The following is a 14,780-nucleotide window of genomic DNA, read 5'->3' on the forward strand; positions in this document are numbered from 1 at the left end:
ATTCTGCACCTTGACCCGCGTTGCCCGAAATGGCAGAAGCGGGCCGAGTCGGTTATAGGACGAACGGCTTGTCCTCGGCACTACAACTACACCATCCGTCCAGCCACGTCGGCCAAACCGATGGAATTGCCCTCGCAGGTGTTCATCAGCGGCGGAAGTCGATGGACCATGCCATAACGGACAGTCACGCCACTGTGACGATCAGTCACAGAGCGATCAGGAGTCCTCAGACCCCCCATAGAGTGCAATGCTGAGCGTTCCGCCCATAGTTGGACGGAAGGAACCCTCCCCGGACTCCTTGTCCTATTTTGGCACGAGGATGGGTGATGGACGCAAGGGTGCGTTAAGTGCGATCCGTCACGCTTGAGTCAAAGGCCCGGATCGGGACCAACGTCCCCGCCGGGCGTACCGAACGGCCCGGGGACCCGCCTCCGGGTGTATGAAGATCATTTACACCGGCCGGTGCCGTCCTGTCGATGGACACCTGACAGACTCCGGCGGCGGATCTTGACGGTCAGTTCGCGAACTGGAGCTCGCGCACCAGCCGCCACCGCTCCGCGAGCCGCCCGTAGACCTCGCTCGCCTCCTCGCCGTCGCCCGCCTTCAGGGCCGCGATCCCGGCCGCCACCTCCGCCGCCGAGCGCTCCCCGGCCAGCCACTCCTCCGGCACGGCGTGCACCAGGCCGCCGAAGTCCAGCTCCACCAGGGCCCTCGGGTGGAACTCCTCCAGCCAGCGGCCCACCTCGACGAGCCCCCGGGTCATCGGCCCCTCGTCGATCGACTCCCGCAGCGCCCGCAGCGAGCGCGCGAGCCGGCGCCGCGCCTGCGCCATGGTCGTCCGGTACCGCAGCACCGGCGCCCGCACCGGTCCCTCGCCGTCCCGCCGCCCGGGCTCGTACTGCCGGTCCTCCTCCCCGAACAGCGCGAACCAGCGCAGCGGCACCTGCCACACCGCCGTCCGGATCCACGGCCGCGCGTCCGGGTTCTCCACCCGCCAGCGCTCGTGGTCCGCCGCCGCCTGCTCCCGCACCACCGGCGGCACCATCGCGTCGAGCACCGGCCCCGGGAACGCCCCGGCCGCCAGCTCCTCCAGGGCGAGCAGCGCCCGCAGCCGGGTCCGCCACGGGCAGATCACCACCGCCCCGCCCAGATGCGCGACGAACGCCTCCCCGCTCTCCTCGACCGGCACCGGGACCGGAGGCGTCGGCACCAGGTCCGCGAGGGAGCGCCGCAGCTCCTCCTGCGCGCCGGGAGTGCCCGCCCGGCGGGCGTAGCGGGCCCACTGGGACCGCTCGGGTTCGGGAAACGCGGCCAGCGGCTCGTACACCCGCAGATAGGACGCGTAAGGGACGAGGACCGAAGAGGCGACCGACATGTCGCAAATCCTTCCACGGAGGTACTCCGCGAGGGGGTGATCCTGAGCACTGCGGCCGATCTACGCACAGGTAGCACTTACTCTCGTGCGGAACATGGTCCTCCCCCACCCGTAGGGAGGGCCGCAACCGCCGCTTCGTACTTGGGAGTCACCACCGTGACCGATGTGACCGGCGTTCCTGCTGACGTACTCCACACCCTCTTCCACTCGGAGCAGGGTGGCCACGAGCAAGTCGTGCTCTGCCAGGACCGCGCCACCGGCCTCAAGGCCGTCATCGCCCTCCACTCCACCGCCCTCGGCCCCGCCCTCGGCGGCACCCGCTTCTACCCGTACGCCACGGAGGCCGAGGCGATCGCCGACGCGCTCAACCTGGCGCGCGGCATGTCGTACAAGAACGCCCTGGCCGGCCTCGACCACGGCGGCGGCAAGGCCGTGATCATCGGTGACCCGGAGAAGATCAAGACGGAGGAGCTCCTCCTCGCCTACGGGCGCTTCGTCGCCTCCCTCGGCGGCCGGTACGTCACGGCCTGCGACGTCGGCACCTACGTGGCCGACATGGACGTCGTCGCCCGCGAGAACCGGTGGACCACCGGCCGCTCCCCGGAGAACGGCGGCGCCGGCGACTCCTCCGTCCTCACCGCCTTCGGCGTCTTCCAGGGCATGCGGGCCTCCGCCCAGGCCGTGTGGGGCGACCCGACGCTGCGCGGCCGCAAGGTCGGCGTCGCGGGTGTCGGCAAGGTCGGCCACTACCTCGTCGAGCACCTCCTCGAGGACGGCGCCGAGGTCGTGATCACCGATGTGCGCGAGGAGTCGGTGCGCCGGATCACCGACAAGTTCCCGCAGGTGACCGTGGTGGCGGACACGGACGAGCTGATCCGCGTCGAGGGCCTCGACATCTACGCCCCCTGCGCGCTCGGCGGCGCCCTGAACGAGACCACCGTGCCGTTCATGACCGCGAGCATCGTCTGCGGAGCGGCCAACAACCAGCTCGCCCACCCGGGCATCGAGAAGGACCTCGTGGAGCGCGGGATCCTCTACGCGCCCGACTACGTGGTCAACGCCGGCGGCGTGATCCAGGTCGCCGACGAGCTGCACGGCTTCGACTTCGACCGCTGCAAGGCCAAGGCGACGAAGATCTTCGACACCACCCTGGAGATCTTCGCACGTGCGAAGGCCGACGGGATCCCGCCGGCCGCCGCGGCCGACCGGATCGCCGAGCAGCGGATGGCCGACGCCCGCCGCGCCTGAGCCGTACCGCCGTACGGAGGGGCCGGCCCGCCATCCGGGAGACTTCGCTCACGCCGGTCGGCGGGTCGGCCCTTCAGAAGAGGTTAAAATCGCGATTGACCAGCGAGGAAAGGGCTCCTCGAAGGTTCTGTACCGGGGTATGTGATGCGCGCGGCGTACCGTAGACCCGAGGAAACAGGTACCGTTGAAGCCCTACGGACCGGTCTCTCTGCCGAGAGCCCGTTCCGAACCATGAACGCGTGTCAAGACTCTGGGGCCAGCGAGCCCCGTCACCGAGGGGGTCGAGCCATGGGGCGCGGCCGGGCAAAGGCCAAGCAGACCAAGGTCGCCCGCCAGCTGAAGTACAGCAGCGGCGGGACCGACCTTGCGCGTCTGGCCCACGAGCTGGGCGCTTCGACTTCGAACCAGCCGCCGAATGGCGAGCCGTTCGAGGACGACGACGAGGAAGACGACCCGTACGCGCAGTACGCGGATCTCTACAACACGGACGACGAGGACGAGGACGACGAGTCCGGCCCGTCCGCGTCGCGCCGTCGCGCTTGACCTTCTGAACACGAAACCCGGCCCGGGTCACCCCGGCCGGGTTTCTGTGCTGTCCGCGGATCTTCGCGGGCCGCCGCCGTCCGCCGGGCGGCCGGTACGCCTCGGCAGGCCGAGGGTCCGGCGTGCGGGGGTACGGCTCAGGGGGCGCCCCGAGGAGCGCCCCCTGTTCCCTGACCGCTTCTACCGGGCGTAGTCGCCGACCAGCTCGGCACCGGACGTCCGGTCGCCGCGCTCGGTGATCTCACCCGCGACCCAGGCGTCGAGGCCCCGGTCCGCCAGCGTGGTCAGGGCCGCGTCCACGGACTCGGCCGGGACGACGGCCATCATGCCCACGCCCATGTTCAGGGTCTTCTCCAGCTCCAGGCGCTCCACCTGTCCGGCGGTGCCGACCAGGTCGAAGATCGCGCCCGGGGTCCAGGTCGAGCGGTCGACCGTGGCGTGCAGGCCGTCCGGGATCACCCGGGCCAGGTTGGCGGCCAGGCCGCCGCCCGTGATGTGGCTGAAGGCGTGGACCTCGGTGGTGCGGGTGAGGGCCAGGCAGTCCAGGGAGTAGATGCGGGTCGGCTCCAGGAGCTCCTCGCCCAGGGTGCGGCCGAGCTCGTCCACCTGCTGGTCGAGGGTCATCCCGGCGCGGTCGAAGACCACGTGCCGGACGAGCGAGTACCCGTTGGAGTGAAGCCCGGACGAGGCCATGGCGATGACCGCGTCACCCGTACGGATGCGATCCGCGCCGAGCAGCCGGTCGTACTCCACGACACCCGTGCCCGCGCCCGCCACGTCGAAGTCGTCCGGGCCGAGGAGGCCCGGGTGCTCCGCAGTCTCGCCGCCGACCAGGGCGCAGCCGGCCAGGACGCAGCCCTCGGCGATGCCCTTGACGATGGCGGCGACCCGCTCCGGGTGGACCTTGCCCACGCAGATGTAGTCGGTCATGAAGAGGGGCTCGGCGCCGCAGACGACGATGTCGTCCATGACCATCGCGACCAGGTCGTGGCCGATCGTGTCGTACACGCCCATCTGGCGGGCGATGTCGACCTTCGTGCCGACGCCGTCGGTGGCGGAGGCGAGGAGCGGGCGCTCGTAGCGCTTGAGGGCGGAGGCGTCGAAGAGACCGGCGAAGCCGCCCAGGCCGCCGAGGACCTCGGGGCGCTGCGTCTTCTTCACCCACTCCTTCATCAGCTCGACGGCGCGGTCGCCCGCTTCGATGTCGACGCCCGCGCTCGCGTAGCTGGCGCCGCCTCCGGCACTGGGGTTCTGAGACATGGGTTCAGAGCTTTCGTGTCGTACTGCGGGGGTGTGCGGCGGGGTCCTACGGGCGCCGGAGCGCGTCGGAGGCCGCGGTCGCGGCCGGCCCGGCGGCCAGCTCGGTCTCCAGGAGCTGCTTGCCGAGCAGCTCGGGATCCGGCAGTTCCATCGGGTACTCGCCGTCGAAGCAGGCGCGGCAGAGGTTCGGCTTCTGGATCGTGGTCGCCTCGACCATCCCCTCCAGGGAGATGTACGAGAGCGAGTCCGCGCCCAGCGACTTGCCGATCTCCTCCACGGACATGCCGTTGGCGATCAGCTCCGCGCGGGTGGCGAAGTCGATGCCGAAGAAGCAGGGCCACTTGACCGGCGGCGAGGAGATCCGGATGTGGACCTCGGCCGCACCGGCCTCGCGGAGCATGCGGACCAGGGCGCGCTGGGTGTTGCCGCGGACGATGGAGTCGTCCACGACCACGAGCTTCTTCCCCTTGATGACTTCCTTGAGGGGGTTCAGCTTCAGCCGGATGCCCAGCTGGCGGATGGTCTGCGAGGGCTGGATGAAGGTGCGCCCGACGTAGGCGTTCTTCACCAGGCCGGCGCCGAAGGGGATACCGGAGGCCTCGGCGTAACCGATCGCGGCCGGGGTGCCGGACTCCGGCGTCGCTATCACCAGGTCGGCCTCGACCGGCGCCTCCTTGGCGAGGCGGCGGCCCATCTCCACGCGGGAGAGGTACACGTTCCGGCCGGCGATGTCCGTGTCGGGACGGGCCAGGTACACGTACTCGAAGACACAGCCCTTGGGCTTCGCTTCCGCGAATCGCGAGGTACGGATGCCGTTCTCGTCGATGGCGATCAGCTCGCCGGGCTCGACCTCGCGGACGAAGCTGGCGCCGCAGATGTCGAGGGCGGCGGACTCGGAGGCCACCACCCAGCCGCGCTCCAGCCGGCCGAGGACCAGCGGGCGGATGCCCTGCGGGTCACGGGCCGCGTAGAGCGTGTGTTCGTCCATGAAGACGAGGGAGAAGGCGCCCCGGACCTCGGGGAGGACCTTCGCGGCGGCCTGCTCGATGGTGAGCGGCTCGCCGTCCTCGTCCACCTGGCCCGCGAGGAGCGCGGTGACCAGGTCCGTGTCGTTGGTGGCGGCGACCTGGGTCGCGCGCCCTTCCCTCTTGGGCAGGTCGGCGACCATCTCGGCGAGCTGCGCCGTGTTCACCAGGTTGCCGTTGTGGCCGAGCGCGATCGAGCCGCGGGCGGTCGCCCGGAACGTCGGCTGCGCGTTCTCCCACACGGAGGCCCCGGTGGTCGAGTAGCGGGCGTGTCCGACCGCGATGTGACCTTGGAGGGAACCGAGAGAGGTCTCGTCGAAGACCTGGGAAACGAGCCCCATGTCCTTGAAGACGAGGATCTGGGAGCCGTTGCTGACCGCGATTCCCGCGGATTCCTGGCCCCGATGCTGGAGGGCGTAGAGCCCGAAGTACGTGAGCTTTGCGACCTCTTCACCCGGAGCCCAGACACCGAAGACGCCACACGCGTCCTGGGGGCCTTTCTCGCCGGGGAGCAGGTCGTGATTGAGTCGACCGTCACCACGTGGCACGTTTCCGAGTGTAGACGGGCTCGACCACTGGTCCGAATTGGCGAAATCGCGGACCCGCCCCACTCGTATGATCGCACGTATTGATCGACTTCGCCTTGGAGAGGCCTACAAGGCAGGCGCCGGAAGGGTTCCCGCCGCCCGCACCCTCCCGGGAGGGGCCCCGTACCGGCCCGTAACCCCACGGTCGATGTGACGGAGTTCGCAATCCAGCGTCCCGTCACCGGCCCGCGCTACGCGCGTCCGGGGGTCTCGGCCCGCGCCGTGAACCCCTCCCCCGAGGCGTCCGTGAGGGTCAGCGAGCGGTGGTCCAGCCGGTAGGTGAGCGGCCCGTCGAGGAGTTCGTACAGCTTCGTCTCCAGGCTCATCTGCGGGCTCGTGCAGATCATGCGGGTGGTGGCCGCCGGGCCCTCGACCGTCAGGGTCCGCTCGTCGGCTCGGGCGGTGGCGGAGAAGTTGTTGCAGCCGAGGTTGCCGGTGACCCGGCCGTCCGTGCCGATCACCATCCGGGCCTTGCCCCCGCTGCCGGCGGGCAGCGAGGCGGCGGTCCCGCCGGAGACCAGCCCGTCGATCCTCCAGGTCGTGCCCCGCAGCGGCGCGGACGGCTCACGGGTCAGCTCCACACCGCCGCGGCCGTCGGCGGAGGCGAGGGTGAGGGCGTCCCCGTCCAGGCGGCCGTTCAACTTCCCGGAGAAGGCCTTGAGCAGGGCGGATTCAAAGCGTTCCCGGTCGGCCGGGCAGCCCATCGCGGTGACCTCGTGCGAGGAGACGGTGAGGGTGTCGCCGTTCACGGCGACGGCGGCCCCGAAGTGGTTGCAGCCGGAGTTCCCCTTCGCCCGGCCCTTCCCCTCGAAGTCGAGCGAGGCCCCGTCCGGGGCCGCGGACCTGGTCCCGTCGACCGTGACCGACTCGATCGTCCAGTGGGTGCCGGTGACGGGCAGGTCCGGGGCGACCGTGCCCGCTCCGGGGCCTGTCTCCCCTCCTTCCGTGCCGCAGGCGGCGAGGAGGAGGACCAGGGCGGCGGCTGCGAGAGTGCGCGGCTTCTGCATGCCGGTGGGACGGGAGCGGCCCCGGGTCGGTTCCCCTCCCCCCGTTTCCGCCGGTCAGCCCATCAGGGGCAGCAGCGCGGCGAGATCGGCCCGTTCACCGCTCGCGCTCACCCGGGCCGCCTCCCGCTCCGCCGCCCACCCGGTACGGCCGGTCGCCAGCCGGATCCAGGTGAGCGGGTCCGTCTCGACCACGTTCGGCGGAGTGCCCCGGGTGTGCCGGGGACCCTCCCCGCACTGCACCACCGCGAATGGCGGAATCCGCACCTCCACCGCCCCGCCCGGCGCCTTCACCGCGAGCGCGTCGGCCAGCAGCCGGGTGCAGGCGGCGAGGGCCTGCCGGTCGTACGGGACGGCGGCACCGGTCGCCGCCACGAGGTCGTCGGTGTGGACGACCAGTTCGACGGTCCGGGTCACCAGGAAGTCGGCCAGGGTCATGGCACCGAGGCCGACCGGGAGGAGCCGGGCGTCGTCGGCGGCGGCCACCGCCTCCTCGTACGCCCGCGCCGTCCGGTCGTACAGCGCGGGGAGGTCGGAGGCGTCGATGCCCCGGGTGTGCCCGTCGATCCGTTCCGCCGCCGGGGCGGTCGCGAAGGGCCAGTCGGTCAGCGCCAGTTCCGCCGCGGCCGGGGCGGGCCGGCCGAGCAGCTCCGCCACGGATCCGACCATCCACGCCAGGTGCGCCGCGAGGTCCCGTACGGTCCACTCCCCCAGCCGCGTCGGCCCGTCGAGCTGCTCGGGCGTGAGCGCCTCCACGGCCTCGCGCACGTGCCCGAACTGGGCGCGCACGGCGGCGCGGGTCTTGGCGGAGTCGTAACGGCGGGGGCGCTTCGCGGCGGGTGGCATGGGCAGAGGCTAGCGCCGAGACTGGAGGAGGGAGGCACACCCTCGCGACAGGCAGTGAAAGCAGGCGACGGGACATGACCCACCACGAGCACCCCGACGCGGCCCTGATCCGCCGCGCCTACTCGGCGTTCACCTCGGGAGACATGGAGACGCTGGGTTCCCTGATGACGGGTGACTGCACCCACCACGTGCCCGGCGAGACCCGCTTCGGCGGCCACTTCAAGGGCCGGGACAACGTCCTCGGCATGTACCGGGACCTCGGCGAGTACACCGGCGGCACCCTGCGCGCCGAACTCGGTTCCGTCCTCGTCGACGGGCGCGGCCACGCCGTCGCGACGCACCAGCTGTTCGCCGAGCACGGTGACCGGGGCATCGAGATGCCGGGCGCCCTCGTCTTCACGATCATCGGCGGCAAGATCTCCGACATCGACGAGTGCGTGGCGGACATCGAGGAACTCGACGCCTTCTACTCGCTCGACGGCTGAGCCGGGCGCGGGCCGCACCGGCGGTGGGACGCGGACGAGCCCCCGCCCGGACCGTCAAGGTCCGGCCGGGGGCTCTCCCGGATGAGAGGTCAGGCCAGCAGCGCCGGGATCGTGGCCTCGTGGGCCGTGCGCAGCTCCTCCAGGGAGAGGCTGAACTCGCCCTGGACCTCGATCGTGTCACCGTCGACGACGCCGATCCGGGTCGCCGGCAGACCCCGCGCGCCGCACATGTCGGTGAAGCGGAGCTCCTCGCTGCGCGGGACGGCGACGACCGCGCGGCCCGCCGACTCGGAGAAGAGGAAGGTGAAGGCGTCCAGGCCCTCGGGGACGACCAGACGCGCGCCGTTGCCGCCGCGCAGGCAGGACTCGACGACCGCCTGGACCAGACCGCCGTCGGACAGGTCGTGGGCCGCGTCGATCATGCCGTCGCGGGAGGCCGAGATCAGGATCTCGCCGAGCAGCTTCTCCCGGTCGAGGTCCACGGCCGGCGGCATGCCGCCGAGGTGCTGGTGGATCGCCTCGGACCAGGCCGAGCCGCCGAACTCCTCATTGGTGTCGCCCAGCAGGTAGAGGAGCTGGCCCTCTTCCGCGAAGGCGATCGGGGTGCGGCGGTTGACGTCGTCGATCACACCGAGGACGGCCACGACGGGCGTCGGGTGGATGGCCACGTCACCGGTCTGGTTGTACAGCGACACGTTGCCGCCGGTGACCGGGGTGCCGAGCTGGAGGCAACCGTCCGCGAGACCGCGGGTGGCCTCGGCGAACTGCCACATGACGGCCGGGTCCTCGGGCGAACCGAAGTTCAGGCAGTCCGAGATGGCCAGCGGCTTGGCACCGGAGGCGGCGACGTTGCGGTACGCCTCCGCCAGCGCGAGCTGCGCGCCCGTGTACGGGTCGAGCTTCGCGTACCGGCCGTTTCCGTCGGTCGCCATGGCCACGCCCAGGTTCGACTCCTCGTCGATCCGGATCATGCCCGCGTCCTCGGGCTGCGCCAGGACGGTGTTGCCCTGCACGAAGCGGTCGTACTGGTCCGTGATCCACGCCTTGGAGGCCTGGTTCGGGGAGGAGACGACCTTGAGGACCTGGTCCTTGAGCTCCTCGCCGTTCTGCGGGCGGGGCAGCTTGCCGGCATCGTCGGCCTGGAGCGCGTCCTGCCACTCCGGGCGCGCGTACGGCCGGTGGTAGACCGGGCCCTCGTGCGCGACCGTGCGCGGCGGGACGTCGACGATCTGCTCGCCATGCCAGAAGATCTCCAGGCGCTCTCCGTCGGTCACCTCACCGATGACGACGGCGATGACGTCCCACTTCTCGCAGATCTCCAGGAAGCGGTCGACGTGCTGCGGCTCGACGATCGCGCACATGCGCTCCTGCGACTCGCTCATGAGGATCTCCTCGGGCGAGAGCGTCGCGTCGCGCAGGTGGACCTTGTCGAGGTCGACCCGCATGCCGCCGGAACCGGCGGAGGCCAGCTCGGAGGTGGCGCAGGACAGGCCGGCGCCGCCGAGGTCCTGGATGCCGGCGACCAGCTTCTCCTTGAAGATCTCCAGGGTGCACTCGATGAGGAGCTTCTCCTGGAAGGGGTCGCCGACCTGCACGGCGGGGCGCTTGGTGGGCTTCGTGTCGTCGAAGGTCTCGGACGCGAGGACCGAGACGCCGCCGATGCCGTCGCCACCGGTGCGGGCACCGTAGAGGATGACCTTGTTGCCGGGGCCGGAGGCCTTGGCGAGGTGGATGTCCTCGTGCTTCATGACGCCGATGCAGCCGGCGTTGACCAGCGGGTTGCCCTGGTAGCAGGAGTCGAAGACGACCTCGCCGCCGATGTTCGGCAGCCCCAGGCAGTTGCCGTAGCCGCCGATGCCGGCGACGACGCCGGGCAGGACGCGCTTGGTGTCGGGGTGGTCGGCGGCGCCGAAGCGCAGCGGGTCGACCACGGCGACCGGACGGGCGCCCATGGCGAGGATGTCGCGGACGATGCCGCCGACGCCGGTGGCCGCGCCCTGGTAGGGCTCGATGTACGACGGGTGGTTGTGCGACTCGACCTTGAAGGTGACCGCGTAGCCCTGGCCGACGTCGACGACGCCGGCGTTCTCGCCGATGCCGACGAGCATGGCGTCGTTCTCGGGGGCCTTCTCGCCGAACTGCTTCAGATGGACCTTGCTGCTCTTGTACGAGCAGTGCTCGGACCACATGACGGAGTACATGGCGAGCTCGGCGCCGGTGGGACGGCGGCCGAGGATCTCGCGGATGCGCGCGTACTCGTCCTCCTTGAGGCCGAGTTCCTTCCAGGGCTGCTCGACGTCGGGCGTCTCGGTCGCGTGCTTGACGGTGTCGAGAGTCATGCGTTGACCAGCTTCTTGAGGATCGAGGTGAAGAAACCGAGCCCGTCGGTCCTGCCGGTGCCGACCAGCGGCTCCACGGCGTGCTCGGGGTGCGGCATCAGACCGACCACGTTGCCCGCGGCGTTGGTGACGCCCGCGATGTCGCGCAGGGAGCCGTTGGGGTTCACGTCGAGGTAGCGGAAGGCCACTCGCCCCTCGGCCTCCAGCTCGTCGAGCGTGCGCTCGTCGGCGACGTACCGGCCGTCCATGTTCTTGAGCGGGACCTCGATCTCCTGGCCCGCGGCGTAGTCCGAGGTCCAGGCGGTCTCCGCGTTCTCCACCCGCAGCTTCTGGTCGCGGCAGATGAAGTGGAGGTGGTTGTTGCGCAGCATGGCGCCGGGCAGCAGGTGGGCCTCGGTGAGGATCTGGAAGCCGTTGCAGATGCCGAGGACGGGCATGCCCGCCTTCGCCTGCTCGATGATCGTCTCCATCACCGGCGAGAAGCGGGAGATGGCCCCGGCCCGCAGGTAGTCGCCGTAGGAGAAGCCACCGGCCAGGACCACGGCGTCGACCTGCTTGAGGTCCTTGTCGCGGTGCCAGAGCGGGACGGGCTCGGCGCCCGCGAGGCGGGCGGCGCGCAGCGCGTCCTGGTCGTCGAGCGTTCCGGGGAACGTGACGACGCCGATGCGTGCGGTCACGACTCCACCTTCACGACGAAGTCTTCGATCACGGTGTTGGCAAGGAAGGTTTCGGCCATCTCATGGATGCGGGCGAGGGCGGCGTCGTCGACCGGTCCCTCCACCTCCAGCTCGAAGCGCTTCCCCTGACGGACGTCGGCGATTCCGGCGAACCCGAGGCGGGGCAGTGCACGCTGCACCGCCTGTCCCTGCGGGTCGAGGATCTCCGGCTTGAGCATGACGTCGACTACGACGCGTGCCACTGGCACTCCCGGTGGTGTGTTGCGTGGGCGGTTCCCTCAGCGTACCTGCCTCCAAATTCTACGCGGGTAGAGATCTGAAGGATCCTACAAATGCCCTCCCGTGGACGCCCACCCGGAGGATGATCCACTCCAATGCCCCGCACACCCCGCCGCACATGAAATGCGAGTGAAATATCGCACCCGCCAATGCCCCGGGACACGCTGAGACAATTGGCAGGGCTTCACAATGCGCCGCCCGTCGCTGTACAAAGGATTCCAGAGGAAAGAAACATTGTCCCTGGGCAGCCATATGCCCGGCATCGCCGCACGTCAGAGCGGAATCGAACGCCCCTGATACGTGGCGGGCCACAGGAAAGGACCGATATCCGTGGCGCAGCGTGTGGTGGTCACCCTCTCCGACGACATCGACGGCGGAGAAGCGGCGGAAACGGTCGCCTTCGGCCTCGACGGGAAGATGTACGAGATCGACCTGAATGCTGCCAATGCAAAGAAACTCCGCAAGGCCCTCGCCCCCTACCTCGCGGCCGGCCGGAAGCTGACCGGCAAGGCGGCGGCGGGCGGCGGCACGGGCGGTGGGGCCGGGACGTACACGCACACCGCCCTCGCCCCCGACCCGGCGGCGGTCCGCGCCTGGGCCCAGGCCCACAAGATGGACGTTCCCGCGCGGGGCCGCATCCCCAAGGCCGTGTACGAGGCGTTCCGCGCGGCGAGCTGAGCGGCACCGGGCGGCGCGTGCCCGGCCGGGTCCCCGGGGCGGTGCCGACCGGCACGGCCGACGGACGGCCCGGCGTCGGGCGGTGCGGACGGCGGGCGGCCCGGGGGATCTCCGGGGAGGCCTCCGGCCCCCGCGCCGGAGCCGATTTGCATTGCACCCCCCATGATCCGCTAGAGTCTGAAGCACGCCGAGGGGCGAGGCCGAAAAGGCCGAACCTCACGCAGCGTGCGGGTGTAGTTCAGTAGTAGAACATCCCCCTTCCAGGGGGAAGGCGCAGTGTGCGATCCCTGTCACCCGCTCTGCACCGCTCGACCGACCACTCCGGTGGATGAGGTAGAGTGGTGCTCGCACCGCCCGGTGAAAGCCGGTCGGGAGCAATGCGGACGTGGCTCAGTTGGTAGAGCATCACCTTGCCAAGGTGAGGGTCGCGAGTTCGAATCTCGTCGTCCGCTCAGGGAGCGAAGGCCCCGGTTCTCAGGAACCGGGGCCTTCGTCGTTCCCTCCCCGGCACGTCTGCCGCCCCATGACATTTGTCAGCGGGGGCGATGACAGCGCGCACTGCCCCCCGGCCCCGCCCGGCGCCAGCCTGGATCCATGACACCTGCGATCGAGGCGACCGAGCTGCGCCGCACCTACGCCGGCGGCGCGTCCGGCGGCCCCGGGGAACGTTCCGGGGCGCGGTCCACGACCCGTACCTCCCGGCGGTCCGGAGGCGGCTACGACGCGGTGCGCGGGATCTCCTTCAGCGTCCCGCGCGGCGAGATCTTCGCCCTCCTCGGCACCAACGGAGCCGGAAAGACCTCCACCGTCGAACTCCTGGAAGGCCTCGCCGCCCCGAGCGGCGGCACCGCCCGGGTCCTCGGCCACGACCCGTACCGCGAGCGGTCCGCCGTCCGCCCCCGCATCGGCGTCATGCTTCAGGAGGGCGGCTTCCCCTCCGACCTGACCGTGGCCGAGACCGTACGGATGTGGGCCGGCTGCACCAGCGGCGCGCGCCCCGCCGGCGAGGTCCTCGCCGCCACCGGGCTCGCCGGGCGGGAGCGCGTACGGGTCAAGCAGCTCTCCGGCGGTGAGCGGCGCCGGCTCGACCTGGCGCTCGCCCTCCTCGGCCGCCCCGAGGTCCTCTTCCTCGACGAGCCCACCACCGGCCTCGACGCCGAGGGCCGCCGCGACACCTGGGCACTCGTCCGCGCCCTGCGCGCGGAGGGCACGACCGTCCTCCTCACCACCCACTACCTGGAGGAGGCCGAGACGCTCGCCGACCGGCTCGCGATCATGCACCAGGGCCGGATCGTCCTCTCCGGCACCCCGGCCGAGGTCACCGCCGCCCAGCCGGCCCGGATCCGCTTCACGCTCCCCGACGGCGTCCCCGCCGGCCGGCTCCCGCTCCGGCTGCGGGCCGCCGAGACCGCCGGCCGCGTGGAGATCCGTACCCACGCCCTCCAGGACGACCTGACCGAACTCCTCGGCTGGGCCCGGGAGGAAGGCGTACGGCTCGACGGGCTCGACGCCCGGTCCGCCTCCCTCGAAGAGGCCTTCCTCGACATCGCGTCCCGCACCGAACGGCAGGAGGCCGACGCCCGATGAGCACCACCCCGCCCTCCGCATCCGCATCCGCGGCGGTCCCGGCCCCGGCGTCCGCCGGCGGGGCCTCCACGACCCGCACCCGGCTCGCCGCCCTCGGCCGCGCCGAACTGACCCTCCTCGGACGCAACCGGAACAATCTCTTCATCGCGGTGCTCATGCCGCTGCTCATGGTGTTCCTGCTGCGCTCCTCGCTCGGCGGCCTCGACACGGAGACCCTGCCGATGGGCACCGGGGCGGCCACGCTGATCGGCGGCACCGGCATGATCGTGCTGCTCGTCGTCTACATGGGACTCGTCTCCAGCCTGGTCGCCCGGCGGGAGGAGCTGGTCCTCAAGCGGCTGCGCACGGGGGAGGCGAGCGACGCCGAGATCCTCGCCGGGGCCGCCCTGCCCTCCGCCGCCATCGCCCTCGTGCAGTGCGCGGTCCTCACCGTCGCCGGATTCGCCGTCCTGGACGTGGCGGCGCCCGCCCGCCCGGACCTGCTGGTCCTCGGCCTCCTCGCCGCGATCGCGCTCATGGCCGGGCTCGCCGCCGTCACCACGGCCGTCACCCGCACCGTCGAGAGCGCCGGGCTGACCACCCTGCCGCTGTTCCTCATCTCCGCCTTCGGCTCGGGCCTCTTCGTCCCGCGCGACGCGCTGCCGCCGCTCGCCGCCGACCTGTGCGGACTGCTGCCCCTCAGCGGCGTCATGGAGTTCGTCCGCGCCGGATGGCTCGGGACGGCGCACGCGGGGAGCCTCCTGACCGCCGCCCTCAATACAGTGGCCTGGGGCGTCCTCACCGGCTGGGCGGTCCGGCAGTGGTTCCGCTGGGAGCCGCGGCGCTGAAGGAATCGGTGAGGCCGGTG

General features: G+C 71.2%; 14 protein-coding genes and 2 tRNA genes. 8 read left to right on the top strand and 8 right to left on the bottom strand.

The features are described from left to right. Window positions 1-514 precede the first annotated feature (514 nt). On the bottom strand, window positions 515-1,375 hold the full coding sequence (locus ACFY60_RS03610; RefSeq protein ID WP_309050253.1) for a hypothetical protein: 861 nt from the start codon (window positions 1,373-1,375) through the stop codon (window positions 515-517). Between the two features lie 156 nt (window positions 1,376-1,531). Between ACFY60_RS03610 and ACFY60_RS03615 the strand changes: the two genes are divergently transcribed. Both ACFY60_RS03615 and ACFY60_RS03620 read left to right on the top strand, forming a co-directional pair. Beyond that, entirely contained in the window at window positions 1,532-2,623 is a 1,092-nt protein-coding gene (locus tag ACFY60_RS03615; RefSeq protein WP_388610134.1) for a Leu/Phe/Val dehydrogenase, read from the top strand. A gap of 288 nt (window positions 2,624-2,911) precedes the next feature. Then, window positions 2,912-3,166, top strand: a complete 255-nt coding sequence (locus ACFY60_RS03620) for a DUF3073 domain-containing protein (protein ID WP_309050255.1) — start codon at window positions 2,912-2,914, stop codon at window positions 3,164-3,166. A gap of 180 nt (window positions 3,167-3,346) precedes the next feature. On the opposite strand, the gene purM is transcribed toward ACFY60_RS03620, so the two are convergent. The 4 genes from purM to ACFY60_RS03640 form a co-directional block, all read right to left on the bottom strand. Next, on the bottom strand, window positions 3,347-4,426 hold the full coding sequence (gene purM, locus ACFY60_RS03625) for a phosphoribosylformylglycinamidine cyclo-ligase (RefSeq protein WP_388610132.1): 1,080 nt from the start codon (window positions 4,424-4,426) through the stop codon (window positions 3,347-3,349). A gap of 46 nt (window positions 4,427-4,472) precedes the next feature. Beyond that, window positions 4,473-5,999 (bottom strand): amidophosphoribosyltransferase, encoded by a 1,527-nt coding sequence (purF, locus tag ACFY60_RS03630; RefSeq protein ID WP_309057839.1) that lies wholly within the window; start codon window positions 5,997-5,999, stop codon window positions 4,473-4,475. A 230-nt stretch (window positions 6,000-6,229) separates the two neighbouring features. Then, a complete protein-coding gene (locus ACFY60_RS03635; protein ID WP_388610129.1) occupies window positions 6,230-7,045 on the bottom strand; it encodes an META domain-containing protein in 816 nt (271 codons plus the stop codon). A gap of 54 nt (window positions 7,046-7,099) precedes the next feature. Beyond that, a complete protein-coding gene (locus ACFY60_RS03640) occupies window positions 7,100-7,888 on the bottom strand; it encodes a sterol carrier family protein (RefSeq protein WP_388610126.1) in 789 nt (262 codons plus the stop codon). 74 nt (window positions 7,889-7,962) lie between these two features. On the opposite strand from ACFY60_RS03640, the gene ACFY60_RS03645 reads away from it, so the two are divergent. Beyond that, on the top strand, window positions 7,963-8,373 hold the full coding sequence (locus ACFY60_RS03645) for a nuclear transport factor 2 family protein (RefSeq protein WP_388610123.1): 411 nt from the start codon (window positions 7,963-7,965) through the stop codon (window positions 8,371-8,373). Window positions 8,374-8,462: 89 nt separating this feature from the next. Here the strand turns inward: ACFY60_RS03645 and purL are convergent, their stop codons facing one another. The 3 genes from purL to purS are packed head-to-tail and all read right to left on the bottom strand — an operon-like array spanning window position 8,463 to window position 11,631. After that, window positions 8,463-10,712, bottom strand: coding sequence for a phosphoribosylformylglycinamidine synthase subunit PurL (purL, locus tag ACFY60_RS03650; protein ID WP_388610122.1), 2,250 nt, complete (start codon window positions 10,710-10,712; stop codon window positions 8,463-8,465). Beyond that, window positions 10,709-11,389: a phosphoribosylformylglycinamidine synthase subunit PurQ gene (purQ, locus tag ACFY60_RS03655; protein ID WP_388610120.1), complete on the bottom strand. Its 681-nt coding sequence runs from the start codon at window positions 11,387-11,389 to the stop codon at window positions 10,709-10,711. The genes purL and purQ overlap by 4 nt, the downstream gene beginning before the upstream one ends. Next, the gene (gene purS, locus ACFY60_RS03660; RefSeq protein ID WP_015035032.1) at window positions 11,386-11,631 is read right to left on the bottom strand and encodes a phosphoribosylformylglycinamidine synthase subunit PurS; all 246 of its coding nucleotides are present in this window, start codon (window positions 11,629-11,631) and stop codon (window positions 11,386-11,388) included. Before purS ends, purQ begins: the two co-directional genes overlap by 4 nt. A 367-nt stretch (window positions 11,632-11,998) precedes the next feature. Here purS and ACFY60_RS03665 point away from each other — a divergent pair, with 367 nt between their 5' ends. The 5 genes from ACFY60_RS03665 (at window position 11,999) to ACFY60_RS03685 (ending at window position 14,760) form a co-directional block, all read left to right on the top strand. After that, window positions 11,999-12,346: an Lsr2 family protein gene (locus ACFY60_RS03665; RefSeq protein ID WP_388610118.1), complete on the top strand. Its 348-nt coding sequence runs from the start codon at window positions 11,999-12,001 to the stop codon at window positions 12,344-12,346. 227 nt (window positions 12,347-12,573) lie between these two features. Then, window positions 12,574-12,645: transfer RNA gene (locus tag ACFY60_RS03670), tRNA-Gly, on the top strand. Window positions 12,646-12,725: 80 nt separating this feature from the next. After that, window positions 12,726-12,798 (top strand) — tRNA-Gly (locus ACFY60_RS03675). 142 nt (window positions 12,799-12,940) lie between these two features. After that, complete coding sequence (locus ACFY60_RS03680) at window positions 12,941-13,933, top strand: ABC transporter ATP-binding protein (protein WP_388610116.1); 993 nt, start codon at window positions 12,941-12,943, stop codon at window positions 13,931-13,933. Beyond that, window positions 13,930-14,760 (top strand): ABC transporter permease, encoded by an 831-nt coding sequence (locus ACFY60_RS03685; RefSeq protein ID WP_388610114.1) that lies wholly within the window; start codon window positions 13,930-13,932, stop codon window positions 14,758-14,760. Before ACFY60_RS03680 ends, ACFY60_RS03685 begins: the two co-directional genes overlap by 4 nt. The last annotated feature ends 20 nt before the right edge of the window (window positions 14,761-14,780 follow it).

The sequence above is a fragment of the Streptomyces sp. NPDC012827 genome, assembly GCF_042900905.1.
GTDB classification, from domain to species: domain Bacteria; phylum Actinomycetota; class Actinomycetes; order Streptomycetales; family Streptomycetaceae; genus Streptomyces; species Streptomyces gulbargensis.

Bases quoted from the DNA above. Each gene is read 5' to 3' on its own strand.
- ACFY60_RS03610 (WP_309050253.1), bottom strand. From the start codon at position 1,375: ATGTCGGTCGCCTCTTCGGTCCTCGTCCCTTACGCGTCCTATCTGCGG.
- ACFY60_RS03620 (WP_309050255.1), top strand. From the start codon at position 2,912: ATGGGGCGCGGCCGGGCAAAGGCCAAGCAGACCAAGGTCGCCCGCCAG.
- purM (WP_388610132.1), bottom strand. From the start codon at position 4,426: ATGTCTCAGAACCCCAGTGCCGGAGGCGGCGCCAGCTACGCGAGCGCG.
- ACFY60_RS03635 (WP_388610129.1), bottom strand. From the start codon at position 7,045: ATGCAGAAGCCGCGCACTCTCGCAGCCGCCGCCCTGGTCCTCCTCCTC.
- ACFY60_RS03640 (WP_388610126.1), bottom strand. From the start codon at position 7,888: ATGCCACCCGCCGCGAAGCGCCCCCGCCGTTACGACTCCGCCAAGACC.
- ACFY60_RS03645 (WP_388610123.1), top strand. From the start codon at position 7,963: ATGACCCACCACGAGCACCCCGACGCGGCCCTGATCCGCCGCGCCTAC.
- purL (WP_388610122.1), bottom strand. From the start codon at position 10,712: ATGACTCTCGACACCGTCAAGCACGCGACCGAGACGCCCGACGTCGAG.
- ACFY60_RS03680 (WP_388610116.1), top strand. From the start codon at position 12,941: ATGACACCTGCGATCGAGGCGACCGAGCTGCGCCGCACCTACGCCGGC.
- ACFY60_RS03685 (WP_388610114.1), top strand. From the start codon at position 13,930: ATGAGCACCACCCCGCCCTCCGCATCCGCATCCGCGGCGGTCCCGGCC.